The sequence below is a fragment of the Deltaproteobacteria bacterium genome, from assembly GCA_016213065.1.
Lineage (GTDB): Bacteria > UBA10199 > UBA10199 > SPLOWO2-01-44-7 > SPLOWO2-01-44-7 > JACRBV01.
This window is the reverse complement of record JACRBV010000118.1, coordinates 1-13,725: the sequence shown is the minus strand read 5'-3', so window position 1 is coordinate 13,725 and position 13,725 is coordinate 1. Positions and strand designations below refer to the sequence as shown.

Sequence of the window (13,725 nt, the reverse complement as noted above, 5' to 3'; positions counted from 1 at the left end):
TGTAAAAAGGAAGGATTTTCCGGCAAGGAGTCCCCCCTCTTTTTTGAAACCCCCCTTTTGAACTTTCACCTGTTTCAAAAGCGCATCAATCAATACCCTTTTGTCTTTGAATCCCTCCACTACCATTTCGGCAATTTTGTCTCCAATGCCGTGAATGGCCGTCAACTCTTCCCGCGTTACTTTCAAAACTTTTTCAAGTGTTTCAAATCCGGCCAAAATTTTGGCGACATGTTTTCCCAACTCCGGAATACCCAAAGCCCTTAGAAAAATTTCCAAAGGTAATTCTTTTTTGCCTCGAATATTTTCAACCAATTTCGTGGCAAGAGTTTCCCCCATTCTTTCCAACGTAAGAAGATTCTCTATCTTTAGGGTATAAAAATCGGAAGGGTCTTCGACAATTTTTTTATCATACAACTGCTTAAGTAATTTTTTACCGAAATAATCAATCCCCACCACTTTTACAAAATGATCGAGTTCGCCAACCTTACTCACCGAACATTTTTTTGGATTACTACAGAATAAAAAATCGTCGCGCAGTTCCACCGCGGAACCACACGAAGGACAATGTTTTGGGGCTGTGATCGGCTTTCCTTTTCCTTCGATGACTTTTTCAAGATTGGGAATCACTCCGCCGCGGCGCACCATCAAAACCTTGGCGGGAATCGTTACCCCCATCTTTTTCATCAAACCGAAATTGTGAAGTGAAACGCGCGTAACGGTGGCACCGGACAAAACAACCGGATCCACAATTCCAACCGGTGTAATCGTTCCGGTGCGGGAGACACTCCAAAAAACATCGCGTAACATTGTTTCGCCAAAATCTCCCTGAAACTTGTAGGCGATCGCGTAACGCGGGTGATGCGCCGTTGCACCCAGACGTTCCTGCTCCGAAACAGAATCAACCTTGTAAACCACTCCGTCGGTTTCATAATCCCACTGATCACTTTTCTCAAAATAATTATCGAAAATTTTTTGGATTTCATTTTTTGATACAAGTTTTGCATCTACCTCGGGAAATTTTTCTTTTGCCAGCAGTTTTCTTTTTTCCTGCTCCGTTTTGGCGGATGAATGAAGCAGATCATAGGCAAAGAAAGAAAGGCAATACTCTCCGGTTTTTTTGGGGTCCTTTTGTTTGATAGCTCCCGCCGCAAGATTGCGCGGATTTGCAAAAGTTGAACGGAATTTTTTGAAAACTGACAAGGGCATGTAAACTTCGCCCCGCACTTCCACATTGTTAAGTTTTATTTTTTGAGGAATGTCTGAAATATATTTCACATTGGCCGTGATGACTTCTCCTTCAACCCCGGATCCCCGTGTGGCGGCCATCGCAAGTCTTCCATCAGAACCATATCGGAGCGCCACCGCACATCCATCGATCTTTGGAGACGCCAACACATTGCCCTCAAATTTATCAAGCCAATTTTTAATTTCTTTTTCGTTGTAACACTTATCCAAAGAAAGCATGGACACTTCATGAATTACCGTTTTACTCGCTTTGGAAATATCAGAACCGATTTTCTTCAGAACCGAAGAATCAGGTTTTCTTTTTTTAAGTTCTCTTACTAACTGGTCGAATTCCGCGTCTGAAATTTCCGGGGCATGTTTGACAAAATAAAGAGCATTATGCTTAAGGACCTCTTCTTCCAATTTTTTAACGGTCAATTTACGCATTACCATGAAAGGATTTTTCGCATGTCACCAAAATAATTGAGAGCCATGAGACGGTCTCCCCAATCGGTGCCAAAACGATAAACGGCCAAAGAGCCATTGTCAGACCCTACACACTGAAGATGGTCAAGAGAAACACCCAGATAGTGAATGATAATGGCTTTGAGCACATCGGCATGCGAAACAACCAGCACCTTTTCTCCAACATGATTTGCCCGCATTTTCTCGATAGCGGCAACGCATCTTTTCTGAACATCCACCACCGCTTCCCCACCGGGCACTTTCACCGTGGAGGCCCGAAAACGGTAATCATAATATTCCTTGTTATATTTTTTTTCGACATCGCCAAAAGTCATCCCAATCCATTTGCCATAATCAATTTCCGCCACCCCTTTTTCCGGCATCACCTGCAGATTTTTTCGTCCTTCAATAATAATAGAGGCTGTTTCAACAGCGCGTGCCATAGGACTTGAATAAACGGCATGAATGGGAACACCTTTAAGCCAATCCCGCAAATTTTGAGCCTGTTGAATCCCGGTTTGATTCAGGGGAATGGGGTGAGGCCCCATAATTTTTTGCTGGGGATTCCAGTCGGTCTGCCCATGTCGTACTAATAATAGATCCATTGTCATGGTGCCTTATCTAAAAAAGCCCCCGCATAATCAAGAACGAAATAAACCGTTGACTAATGGGGGTGGATATGAAACCATTTTTACCAGAAGTACAAGAAGCACTTAAGCGAAAGAGTGAAGAGAACGCAATGTAAAGCCGAATAAAGACCGCAAAGAAATTAACGCTTTGCGGTTTTTTATTTGAGCAAAGGAGAAAAAGATGGGAAAAAAACTGTATGTGGGGAATCTCCCCTTCGAAGTGACGGAAGACCAACTCCGTGAATTGTTCACGCCGCATGGTCAAATTGAAACAGCCACGGTCATCATTGACAAATTTAGTGGCCGTTCCAAAGGTTTCGGTTTCGTTGAATTTGCTACCGATGCAGAGGCACAAGTTGCCATTGAAAAACTCAACAATACCACAGTGGGAACAAGGCAGATCGTCGTAAATGAAGCCCGTCCCCTGGAAGAACGCAGACCCGGTGGTGGTGGATTTGGCGGTCGCGGTCGTGGTGGCGAAAGAGGTGGTGAAAGAGGCGGCCGTTCCAAAGGAAAAGGCGGCTTCAATCGCTGGTAGATCAAAACAATATAATTAACGCTATATTGCTAAGGCACTCCTCGCGAAGGCGGGGAGTGCCTTTTTTATATCACTATTTATCCTGCTTTGGTTTATCGTTTTTGGCCACAAACTGTTTGATGTCTTCAATATGCTCCAGCATCAGTTTGGCTTTTTTCACACCGAATGTGAAAGGATAACGATCTTCCGGATCGTTTTTCAAAATTAAAACCGGATTTCCCTTAAATTCTGATTCTTCTGCTATCGACATGATGCCTCCTTGGATGATTAAAAATATAATTGTCCCTGAATTCTCGCTTGTTGATCCTTCTGCCCCTGATGAAAACCGGCATTCCCTCCCGTTACCACAATATTGTTAGGCAAGGCAACACCCGAAGCTCCACCCGCACCATAGGTCAAAGGACTATTGATGAGAAGGTTATAATCCGCCTGAAGTTTTAATTTATGACCGTAAAAATAATAATTCAGGTCCGTACCAAATTCATAACCGTTTGTTACGGTGGAACTGGTTTCGAGCACTCCTCCGTAACGAGTGGCCAGTTCAAGATGTTTTGGAATCAAAAAATACCCCGCTTGTCCCAGAAAACCAAACGTATTGGTCCCTGCCGATAAATTCCCCGTGTGATAGCCAATTCCCAAAAACGAAAACCCGCTATAGCGGAAATTCACATCGCCGGTGGTTGACATCACTTTGTTATCCGCTACCGTCTGCGTGGGACGCACTTTGTTATAATTTGTGGCAATGGCCAAAGCCAACTGAGGATGTTCTGAATGGGCAATATCACTTTCGGAATAATTAATGTCTCCCATTTCATTGGTCGATTTTCCCATTACGTTCCAAAGAAAACGTCCTCCATAAAGAAAGGCGTTATTTTTGTTGGCGGAATTGCGATTGCTCCCGTCATTCATAATATAAACTGCGTATTCCAGTTTTTTATCGACCACGGCACCATGCAGGGCAAGACCAAGATCCCGATGCAAGCTGAACACTTCATTCGTCAGTGAAAGATCCACAAACTGCAAATGGCTGGTATAGGCCAGCTCTTCACGACTGAAATAAACTTTGAACTGCCCCACTCTGATTTTAAAGGCATCAGAAAACTGATAATTGACAAAACCATCCGAGAGAGCGGGACCCGCATAACGTTGTGAAGGAGAAACTTCAAAGGTTTGTCCATTTATCAAATCTAGATCAAATTGATATGTTAGCTCTTTTTTGAAGGCATTCCCGAGAAAAAAAACTTTGGCGCGACGAATCTGAAAAGTGTTTGTATTCCCCTGCCGGTCAATTGACAAAAACTGATATTGTGGCTGGAGCTGAAGATTAAATTTGAGACGGTATTTTTGATCCGGTGTTTGGATGTAAAGACCATTGTCGTAACCTCCGTCAATAGGGGCCGCCAAAGCCGGTGCGGCAAACAATAGGCACAACAGAAAAAATAAAAAACGCTTCAAATTCATATTGGTGTGACTAACACAGTCCATCATCCTAAAAAAGGATGAAAAAAGATGGTGTATGGGGTATGAGTGCATTCCGTGAAAGAAATTTTAAAAAAATACTGGGGTTACACGGCCTTTCGACCTTTTCAGGAAGAAACAATTCAGGCGCTTCTCAACGGACAAGATACTTTGACTGTTCTCCCCACCGGAGGAGGCAAGTCGCTCTGTTTTCAAATTCCGTCTCTCCTCAAAAAAGGAATGGCTGTCGTGATTTCCCCTCTGATCTCTCTCATGAAAGATCAGGTTGATGCGCTGAAGGAAATGGGGATTGCCGCGGACTATCTGAACTCCAGCATGACGCCGGAAGAGCAAAACAGGGTTGTTGAAAAAATCCTCGGTGGCGAATTGAAACTTTTATATCTCGCACCGGAGCGTTTAAATACTCCAGCAACGCTTCGACTGCTCGGCTCCATTCCTCTTTCCTTTTTTGTGATCGACGAAGCCCACTGCATTAGCGAATGGGGACATGATTTCCGTGAGGACTACCTCAAGCTCGGAATGCTCAAAGAAACTTTCAAAGGAATCGGCATTCATGCTTTTACAGCAACGGCCACAGAAGCAGTACAAGGCGACATATTAAAATTGCTCAAACTGAACAACCCGCGCATCACAATCGCCTCCGTGGAACGATCCAACCTGACTTTCCGGATATATCCCCGATCCAACTTTGTCCGCCAAATCACCAACATCCTCGACAAACACAAGCAAGAACCGGGAATCATTTACTGTCTCAGACGTGCCGATGTGGATGAACTTTCCGGCCAACTCAATGATCTTGGAATAAAGAATGTTCCGTATCATGCGGGTTTATCGGATGAGAAACGGAAGGATCACCATGAACAGTTCGCCAGAGAAGAAGTTGATATTGTTGTCGCCACAATCGCCTTTGGCATGGGGATCGACCGTTCCAATATCCGCTTTGTCATCCACGCCGCCATGCCAAAAAGTTTGGAGCATTATCAGCAAGAAACGGGGCGCGCGGGACGGGACGGTCTCCCCTCCTTCTGCTATCTGTTTTACAGCGGAGCCGATTTCGGGACGTGGACTTATTTGCTGAAGGGATCAAAAAATGAAGCCGTCATGACGGAAAAATTAAATAAACTTTACCGATTTTGCACACAACCGCAGTGCCGCCATAAAGCACTGGTCCAGTATTTCGGACAAATTTATCCGGAGCCCTCTTGCAAATCCTGTGATTACTGTTTGGGAGAAATTGAACAAATAGAAGATGGGCTCATTGTTGCCCAAAAAATTATTTCCTGTGTTCTGCGCGTCAAAGAGCGCTTTGGCGCCGATCACGTTGCGCGTGTGTTGAAAGGGACACCCACTGAAAACATAGAACGCTGGGGACACCAGTCTTTATCAACCTTTGGACTGATTAGTGACAAACCGGTTTCTTTTATTCGCTCCCTGATAGAACAACTTCTCGGTCAAAATTTTCTTAAACGGGAACCGGAACACGCAACCCTTTCGGTGACTCCATCGGGGTGGCAAATACTGCGCGGTGAGTTGACGCCGGTTCTTGCCAAACCTGTCTTGGCGGCGGGGAAAAAGAAAGAAATCGCGCAGAAACAAAAAAGAGCAAAGGAAAAAGAATGGGAAGCGGTCGATTCGAAGTTGTTTGAGATATTGCGCAAAAAAAGAAAAGAACTTGCCATGGAAAAAAGAGTTCCCGCGTTTATTATTTTTGGCGATAGGACGTTACGGGAGATGGCACGCATACGTCCTGTCACTCAACAATCTTTTGCTTCTGTCTACGGCATTGGAGAAAAAAAACGGGAAGCCTACGCCGAAATTTTCATCAAGCTCATTAAGCAATACTTACTTCTTTTTCATTGAGCAGGAACCACCTTCTTTTTTGCAACCTTTGTGGTGACCCATTTTGTGCTGTCCACAGCTACTTGATGGTTGCATGTTTTCATATTTCTTCTGTTGTTCCGGCGTCAAAACACCGTTGACTTTCTCATCATATTTTTGTCCGAGATCTTTTATATCTTTCGACAAATCTTTCTGCATTTTTTCAATTTGCGACTTTTGTTTTTTGGACAAACCCAGTTCCTTGGCATGTTCAAGAATCATGAAGGAATGGGGATGACCATCATCCTTTGGCGGACAAGCCGAAACCTGCCCGGCAGAGACAACAAAAAAGCCCATGAGGGCCAAAGACAATACAAAAATTTTTTTCATCCTTTTCTCCTTCGGTTGCAATTTAATGCAAGCTTGGTTGTAGTGACATCAAAACTAAAGCATCTTTTTGTGCCGATGAAATCGCCGTGCTTCCGTTTGTTGTTCCACCCAACGCCGCGGCCCGCGCATCCAGACGTTGATGGTAGAGCAACTCTGCCGCCTGTTTCTGCGCCAACGTAGGTTGAGTTCCTCCGCTAAAAAGATTAAATTTGGTGCTTTGAATAATCATTACGTCTTCCTGCAATCCCAACAATGCCGCGAAGGAAGCGGGGAATCCCTGAGCGACATAATCGTTTCTGGCCGGAAGCCACGATTGCATATTGGAAGGAATTTCCAAAGTATCCCGCGTGTAGGTTAATGATCCTCCTGTTGCTTGAATGTTGTTGGCAACCCAAGTTTGAGAAACCGCCTGCGGTATGGGAAAGTTGACCACTGTACCCGTTTCATTCGTGTAGGTACCATAGCCCGCCGGCAACTGTCCAACCGTGATCCCAAAGGCCGATGCCACCGCCGATTTCATTGTCGTAATTTCCGCATTGGTCGATGCAATGTCGGACATAAAAGTGTTAAAACCTGTTTGGTACGCGGCATTGATCGCCGCCTGAATGGTCGCTGTCATCGGATTGGCAACGGGGTTCTCATAATATTTTCCATAAGTACTGTCGATAGCTGAAAAACTTGTGACCATATTGGAAACACCCGTGTTAAATCTTGTTACTTGACTGCCCGTAGCGGAAAGTGTGGTTAACGCATCGCTATAAATTTGTTTGACCTTTGTTGCCGCAATGCGTGTCATAAAGGAGTTGACCGACTGATTCATGGAGGAGCTTGTTGTTGTGGAAACGGCCAGCAAATTGGCATTGCTTTCAGCAATACCTCCTGCGGCATCCATTCCTGCCATAATCAAATCGAGATCAATTCCGGCGGCATTGGCGGCATCAATGAAAATATCGGCCATCATGCTGGCGGCTTCGGCTAAATTGGTGGTTGCAGTAGTCGAATTATCAACAGCGTCTTTGTATTTTGATGTGAAATCGGAAAAATCCAGTTTGCCCGGCTTATTGTAGACCAATTTTTGTTTGAAGGTGGTCATCTGCGCGGCAGTCACACCATTGGTCTGTATAAAGTCAACCAGTCCTCCCGTCCCCAAAATGGCGGCTCTCCCACCGGAGGCAATGTTGCTGATATCCGAGGCGGACATGTTGGCAACGCGCAGAAGCATCAATCCAAAAGCGGCGAAGACAGGATCGGCGCTTCCCCCTGCCGAAAATCCCTGCAACAGGGCTTGAGACTGCGTATAAGACATGTCGTTAACACCTGTCAGATTGGTAACACCCGGCGACGGGGCTGGTGAAAGCCCTTGACGAACAATGGTATTTTGAGTGTCTGGAGTTGCCCTTCCCGATGCATCCGCAGTGGGTCCTTTGACTGTCACCGCCAAAAAATTGGCGTCACTATTTGTTGGAATACTTGAAAAACTAAAACTAATCTTACCGTTGGAATCGGCTACGGCGGTCGTTGAAGTCACATCGGTCGTGGAACCGTCGCTATTGACCTTGGATAACACAACGGAATATGTCGCCCCTGTTGTCAAAGCACCCCACGCTGAAGAAGTTAGAAAGGAAACAAAACAGATCGCAATGAGCAAAAAACTTTTTCTCGAAAACATTTTTTTCTTCATAGATCCCCCTTAAAGTTTATTTGAATTAATTACCACTTCCGGAAACAGTTCCCCCATTGGTGGTCGTTCCCGTGCCTGCACCTGTTGTACCCGATGATGGATTTCCGGGGGTGCCGCAACCAATAAAGCTAATGGTTGTTAACGCCAGACACAGAAAAAATATTTTTTTCACAGAACCTCCTTTTATGTAAGTTAATGGAGTGGGTTTATACGAAAGATTCCATTTTAAAACAAGTTCTCTTTGATGAATTTTTTATAAAAAACATTATCCGTCTACAAATCATTTCCTGAATAGGACAGATTGAAACTTTTATTGATCAGTGGAAAATCGGGGACGATATTATCAAAGCTGACAGTCCCAAGCACAGTCCAATTCACAAAGGAAGGATCATTGGGAACAACTCGACTGATATTTCCAAACACGTCTGTTGTGAGAAAATAAACGATTTCGCCGCGCCATCCCTCAACAAGACTGACGGCGAGGGCGTTCTTTTTCAACGGTGTGTTTTCAACAGACGCACCGATAGGTCCCTCCGGAATTTTACGCAAAGCCTGCTGGATTATCTCGATGGATGAGCGCACTTCCTTGATACGAACACTCATGCGCGCGGCGACATCGCCATCCTGCTCTGTTTTAATCTCGCCCAGACTTAGTTGGTCGTAGGCCGCATACGGAAAATCAAAACGCCCATCGATTTGAATGCCGACCGCTTTTGCGGCCACGCCTACAACACCGCGATCCCTGCCAACCTTTTGTAAGAGAACACCGGTACCTTTCAGACGATTCAATAATGATGTACTATTTTCCTCCACCGCAATTATTTCGCAAAAATCTTTGTCTATTTTTGAGAGTTCGTCGGACAATCTGCTTTTTTCCGTGATCGCAATGTCCTTCGCAACTCCACCCACTTTGTTGACCCCGCGCAAAAACCGGCTTCCCGTAAGCCGTTCATTTATTTGCATCGTCATTTCCCTGAGACGCGCTCCCTGCGCGCCGCCGAAATTAAAACCTGTGTCGAGCATAATCATACCGATATCGCCGAAGTGATTTGCCAAACGTTCCAGTTCTGCGTAAATAACGCGCAAATAAAGTGCGCGTGTTGGCACCTTGATCTCCATGAGTTGTTCAACAGCCTGACAAAAAGCCAGCGAATGACTAAACGAACTGTCACCGGATATTTTTTCTGAAAGACGAATTTTTGAAGGAATCGGGAGAACTTCAAATAATTTTTCGCTTCCCTTATGGGTAAAACCAAGACGCGGTTCCAAAAACACAATTTTTTCTCCGGCAACACTAAACCGGAAATGTCCGGGCTCAATAATGCCTGCATGAATTGGACCTACCGGTATTTCATAAATGCCCTCGCCCGCGACCTTCTGAAAAAGATATGTCGCTTGAGCCTCTTCGGGTCTGGTTTTCCAGTCGAAATCTTTTCTTAATGGAAAAACCTGCGCGGGCCAATTTTCATGCAGAAGAATCGGCCGGGGATCGGGATGTCCAACCGGAGAAAGTCCAAAAAAAGTTTGTATTTTCTTTTCATGATTCCAAACGGCATGGATGGAGGAAACCATCGAAGGAAATTCTTCCGTATTTTTTAACTGGATGAAAGGAATGATAAACGCATTCTCTTTTAAAACACCAAACACATACCATATCTTAAAATACCCCTGTTCTTCTCTCTCATCTGTAGCGGTAATGAGTTTCAGCGAAAGATTTTTATTTCTGTGCAAATCTTTGACAATTTCTCTGATTTCCAAAACGGACGCTTCAAAAAAAGCGACATTGTTGCAAAAATCAACTTTTGAATTCTTTGGAATATATTTTTTTATATTTTCCATCATCATGAATAACTCGCTGTAACACTATCAATCAATGTGCGCAAAAAACCCGGGATAAAAAAACTCAGACAAACAAAAACAAGGAGAAGCACGATGGGTGGAATAATAAGCCAGACATTTTCGTTGCCGGTTTCAATTTCAGCGGGTTTCTTGCCGAAGACCATGGCGCTCATATGTTTAAAAAATCCAATAAACAAAATGACCATCAAAAATAAAGCCAGCACACCAACCGCGGGATAGGTTTTTATGCCTGCGGAAATAATGAACACTTTGCTGAAAAATATGCCAAATGGAGGGGTACCGGTAATGGCCAAAAAACCCATTAGGAAAAATATACTGGTAACAGGCAACGCCGTCAGCATTCCACTGATCTTGGCAATTTTTGTTGAACCGTATTTTAAAAATACAGTTCCCGCCGATAAAAATAAAGCTGATTTTACCAGAGCATGATAAATCATGTGAAGGACAGCGCCAAAAACACCCAAACCACCAAATCCAAACCCAAGCGCCATAATACCCATATTTTCAATGCTTGAATAAGCCAACAGCCGCTTATAATTTTTTTGGGTTAAGATAATCAACGCGGCAATAAAAATAGAAAGCAAACCGAAAATAATTAATAAACTTTGGGTAAAATGCCTGTCAGCCGTTATTTCAGTGATGATTTTAAATCGCAGGACAACAGCTAGCGCTACGTTTAATAGAACGCCGGAAAGTAGCGCACTGACTGGTGCGGGAGCTTTGCTGTGAGCATCCGGTAACCAGGTGTGCATGGGCGCAAGACCGACTTTTGTACCGTAACCGATCAATACAAAGATAAAAGCAATTTTGGCAATGGATGGATCCAAATGAGCGGCGTTTACCGTAAGCCACTGCCAGCTGGCAAACCCATTTTCATCCAATGAACCAGCAGAGGTAAAATACAAAAGCGTCCCCAAAAATCCCAATAGCAAACCAATGGAGTTAATAATCAAATATTTCCAAGCCGCTTCAATAGCCGATGATTTGCCGTAAAAACTGATAAGAAACGCGGTGGAAAGCGTTGTAGCCTCAATGGAAATCCATGTGAATATCGGACTGCTGGCCGAAATAGCTAAAACCATTGCCGCAAGAAAAAGATTTAGCAAAACAAAATACTGTTTCACCTTAATGAACCCGATAATATTCTTGGCTGTTTCCTGACGAAGATACGGAATGGAATAGGCAGACGTTGCGAGCCCCGCAAAAGCAATGATGAGCAGTACAATCGCCCCGAGCGCATCCACGGAAAAAAATAAAAACGGTGTATAGGTTCCCGAAGAAGCAACCTTAAACGCAACAAGAATGGAACCTACAAAGGCAACAACGGAAGCAATAATCGAGGCAATCTCAATAACCTCTCTCTGTCTGGCCAGAAGACCTATTAAGGACGCCATAACAAAAAAGGTGATGATAAATAGTAATTCCATATTTTAATCTTTCAAATGCTTCATGGAAGTCACATCCAGCGATCCAAAATGTCTGTAGATCTTGGATACAAAAACGGTTGCAATAATGAGCCACACAAAAATGTTAAATAGTATGGCAATCTGCAGACTGGGCGACTGTTCAAGACCGGCCAGTGCGGCGAAAACAACAATGCTGTTTTCAAAAGAAAGAATGCCGATGATTTGGGAGAGCGCTCCCTTGCGATTAATAATTAAAAAAAGCGAAACAAACATGATGGAAAGCGCCAACGACAGCAATGCCTGATTAGAGGGACTGATACCCGTAAGCGGCAGAAATTTCCGGGAGTGCGCCGCGGCGGTAAGCATGCCGATTATTATCAATGCAAGCGGCGTATTGAGGTAGGTGCTTACAGAAAATTTTAACGCGTGTCTTTTAATCAATCGGATGAAAAATAGCGGCGCCAAAATGACTTTAACGGCCAACGCAACCAAAGCGATAAAGAGCAGAGATGGATTACCCATTTCAAAAAAGGAATAGAACAAGATCACCACGATTATAAGCGATTGAACTCCGTAGGCTATCGCCACCCCGAAATTTTTTTTCGTAATGTGAAAAAAAACAAGGGTCAGAAAAAATGTTTCCAACAAAAGTTTTGCCAATAAAGCATTCATATTTATGGTCACCCTCTCCCTAACCCTCTCCCCTCGAGGGAGAGGGGGGTTATCAAATGAGGCTAATCGCCACGACATTTAAAATAAAAGAGATCATTAAAAGATCCGGCAGTCGAAAAAACCGGAACTTTGCCATGCTGGATTCAATAATGGCAATCGCCGCACAAAAAATAAAAACCTTTGCTACAAAAGCAATGACGCCCACAAATATCGCGTTTGCATCCGGGCTTCGCGCCATACCCCATGGAAAAAAGAGATTTACCCCCAATGCGGCGAAAATAAAAAGTTTATTAGCCGAGGCCCATTCCATGAGTGCCAGTTTTTTTCCCGAACATTCCAAAATCATCGCTTCGTGAATCATCGTCAATTCCAGATGAGTTGCCGGATTATCAAAGGGAAAACGGGATGTCTCGGCAAGCATCACAATAAAAAAACCGACAAACGCCAGCGCCACGGAAAGAAAAGAGTGAAACTGGCCGGATAGGCCGGCGCCGGAAATTGCGAACAAATTGGTTGTGCCGCTCACAAGCGCAATCGTTAACAGTGAAAAGATCAAACCTCCCTCGGCAAGAGCGGAGACCGTCATCTCCCGGCTCGCACCAAATCCACCAAAGGCACTGCCGGTATCCATACCAGCCAGCGCCAAAAAGAACGTACCCACAGAAAGTGTATAAACAAGGACCAGCAGGTCGCTGGTAAAAGTATTTTTAATAAAGGAGGCAAAGAGCGGAATACCCGTGGCCGCAACAAGTGTTACCGCAAAAACAATAAATGGCGCGCATTTGAAAATCCATGAGGCGTCTTTGCTCACCACTTCGTCTTTATGCAAAAGCTTCCACAAATCTTTGTACGGTTGAAAAATGCTCGCTCCCTTGCGATTTTGAAACTTGGCTTTTATTTTCTTGATAATACCGACGCAAAGTGGCGATGCCACTGGCACAAAGAGGAACTGAATTATCCACATGAGAGTCATCATAATTTATAACGCGAAAAATAACGCGGTTACCAATGCAATAAAAATATAGGATATATAAGTGTTGATATTTCCACTTTGAATATTTTTTGCATACAAAGACAATACGGTAACAGCACTCTGCAAGGGTTGATAAAAATAGGACCGATACACATCGCGTACACCCAAAACAACAGTCCTAGACTTCGGCAAATACCGGCTTTCGGAATCATGATATTCCACTTCATGCTGAATGCTGGGTTTCAACACACCTCTAAAAATAAGAATGATGGACCGGGAAAATCCCGTGGCGGTTATTTCCATGCGCGGGGTCAAACCGGTGCCACAATTCCATGTATCGCCAATTTTTATTTTTTGATTTTTGTTAACCGCGAATTGAATGACAACCACCACGATGAAAATCATGCCGATGAGAAGCGCAAAAAGTGCCGGAGCGGAAACAGAAGCAAAGCCGTTGCCCACCATCAGACCTTGTCCCGAAGAGAAGGAAGTAAAAGGCGGAGCATTTCGAAAAATTCCAAAATCACTTGCCACTTTTTCAAGCAAAGAAGTCAGATATCCGGAAAATATCCCAAACAAAAGACACAATA

At 44.1% G+C, this 13,725-nt stretch carries 14 protein-coding genes; 2 read left to right on the top strand and 12 right to left on the bottom strand.

The window, feature by feature from the left end; translation table 11 throughout:
* Together ligA and HY877_06745 are read right to left on the bottom strand one after the other, a co-directional pair.
* The coding region (gene ligA / locus HY877_06750; protein MBI5299969.1) for an NAD-dependent DNA ligase LigA at positions 1 to 1,677 on the bottom strand (1,677 nt) is incomplete at its 3' end.
* Positions 1,671 to 2,300 carry a histidine phosphatase family protein gene (locus HY877_06745; GenBank protein MBI5299968.1) on the bottom strand — a complete coding sequence of 210 codons (630 nt, stop codon included), beginning with the start codon at positions 2,298 to 2,300 and terminating at the stop codon, positions 1,671 to 1,673. The genes HY877_06745 and ligA, both read right to left, overlap by 7 nt.
* Before the next feature lie 199 nt (positions 2,301 to 2,499).
* Between HY877_06745 and HY877_06740 the strand changes: the two genes are divergently transcribed.
* Positions 2,500 to 2,856: an RNA-binding protein gene (locus HY877_06740; GenBank protein MBI5299967.1), complete on the top strand. Its 357-nt coding sequence runs from the start codon at positions 2,500 to 2,502 to the stop codon at positions 2,854 to 2,856.
* Between the two features lie 73 nt (positions 2,857 to 2,929).
* Here the strand turns inward: HY877_06740 and HY877_06735 are convergent, their stop codons facing one another.
* Complete coding sequence (locus HY877_06735) at positions 2,930 to 3,106, bottom strand: hypothetical protein (protein MBI5299966.1); 177 nt, start codon at positions 3,104 to 3,106, stop codon at positions 2,930 to 2,932.
* Positions 3,107 to 3,123: 17 nt separating this feature from the next.
* Positions 3,124 to 4,317 (bottom strand): hypothetical protein, encoded by a 1,194-nt coding sequence (locus HY877_06730; GenBank protein MBI5299965.1) that lies wholly within the window; start codon positions 4,315 to 4,317, stop codon positions 3,124 to 3,126.
* A 75-nt stretch (positions 4,318 to 4,392) separates the two neighbouring features.
* Here HY877_06730 and recQ point away from each other — a divergent pair, with 75 nt between their 5' ends.
* Entirely contained in the window at positions 4,393 to 6,195 is a 1,803-nt protein-coding gene (gene recQ, locus HY877_06725; GenBank protein MBI5299964.1) for a DNA helicase RecQ, read from the top strand.
* On the opposite strand, the gene HY877_06720 is transcribed toward recQ, so the two are convergent.
* The 8 genes from HY877_06720 to HY877_06685 form a co-directional block, all read right to left on the bottom strand.
* Positions 6,178 to 6,543 carry a hypothetical protein gene (locus tag HY877_06720; GenBank protein MBI5299963.1) on the bottom strand — a complete coding sequence of 122 codons (366 nt, stop codon included), beginning with the start codon at positions 6,541 to 6,543 and terminating at the stop codon, positions 6,178 to 6,180. The genes recQ and HY877_06720 overlap by 18 nt on opposite strands.
* Before the next feature lie 22 nt (positions 6,544 to 6,565).
* Positions 6,566 to 8,224: a hypothetical protein gene (locus tag HY877_06715; GenBank protein ID MBI5299962.1), complete on the bottom strand. Its 1,659-nt coding sequence runs from the start codon at positions 8,222 to 8,224 to the stop codon at positions 6,566 to 6,568.
* Positions 8,225 to 8,249: 25 nt separating this feature from the next.
* Positions 8,250 to 8,396 (bottom strand): hypothetical protein, encoded by a 147-nt coding sequence (locus HY877_06710; protein MBI5299961.1) that lies wholly within the window; start codon positions 8,394 to 8,396, stop codon positions 8,250 to 8,252.
* A 101-nt stretch (positions 8,397 to 8,497) separates the two neighbouring features.
* Positions 8,498 to 10,069 carry an NADH-quinone oxidoreductase subunit C gene (locus HY877_06705; GenBank protein ID MBI5299960.1) on the bottom strand — a complete coding sequence of 524 codons (1,572 nt, stop codon included), beginning with the start codon at positions 10,067 to 10,069 and terminating at the stop codon, positions 8,498 to 8,500.
* Positions 10,066 to 11,511 carry a hydrogenase 4 subunit F gene (locus tag HY877_06700; GenBank protein ID MBI5299959.1) on the bottom strand — a complete coding sequence of 482 codons (1,446 nt, stop codon included), beginning with the start codon at positions 11,509 to 11,511 and terminating at the stop codon, positions 10,066 to 10,068. The genes HY877_06705 and HY877_06700 overlap by 4 nt, the downstream gene beginning before the upstream one ends.
* Positions 11,512 to 11,514: 3 nt before the next feature.
* Positions 11,515 to 12,162, bottom strand: a complete 648-nt coding sequence (locus tag HY877_06695; GenBank protein MBI5299958.1) for a hypothetical protein — start codon at positions 12,160 to 12,162, stop codon at positions 11,515 to 11,517.
* A gap of 52 nt (positions 12,163 to 12,214) precedes the next feature.
* Entirely contained in the window at positions 12,215 to 13,138 is a 924-nt protein-coding gene (locus HY877_06690; protein MBI5299957.1) for an NADH-quinone oxidoreductase subunit H, read from the bottom strand.
* A 3-nt stretch (positions 13,139 to 13,141) separates the two neighbouring features.
* On the bottom strand, positions 13,142 to 13,725 hold a 584-nt coding region (locus tag HY877_06685; GenBank protein ID MBI5299956.1), incomplete at its 5' end, for a hypothetical protein.

Coding starts and splice junctions, on each gene's coding strand:
- HY877_06745 (MBI5299968.1), bottom strand. CDS start 2,300: ATGACAATGGATCTATTATTAGTACGACATGGGCAGACCGACTGGAAT.
- HY877_06740 (MBI5299967.1), top strand. CDS start 2,500: ATGGGAAAAAAACTGTATGTGGGGAATCTCCCCTTCGAAGTGACGGAA.
- HY877_06735 (MBI5299966.1), bottom strand. CDS start 3,106: ATGTCGATAGCAGAAGAATCAGAATTTAAGGGAAATCCGGTTTTAATT.
- HY877_06730 (MBI5299965.1), bottom strand. CDS start 4,317: ATGAATTTGAAGCGTTTTTTATTTTTTCTGTTGTGCCTATTGTTTGCC.
- HY877_06720 (MBI5299963.1), bottom strand. CDS start 6,543: ATGAAAAAAATTTTTGTATTGTCTTTGGCCCTCATGGGCTTTTTTGTT.
- HY877_06715 (MBI5299962.1), bottom strand. CDS start 8,224: ATGAAGAAAAAAATGTTTTCGAGAAAAAGTTTTTTGCTCATTGCGATC.
- HY877_06705 (MBI5299960.1), bottom strand. CDS start 10,069: ATGATGATGGAAAATATAAAAAAATATATTCCAAAGAATTCAAAAGTT.
- HY877_06700 (MBI5299959.1), bottom strand. CDS start 11,511: ATGGAATTACTATTTATCATCACCTTTTTTGTTATGGCGTCCTTAATA.
- HY877_06695 (MBI5299958.1), bottom strand. CDS start 12,162: ATGAATGCTTTATTGGCAAAACTTTTGTTGGAAACATTTTTTCTGACC.
- HY877_06690 (MBI5299957.1), bottom strand. CDS start 13,138: ATGATGACTCTCATGTGGATAATTCAGTTCCTCTTTGTGCCAGTGGCA.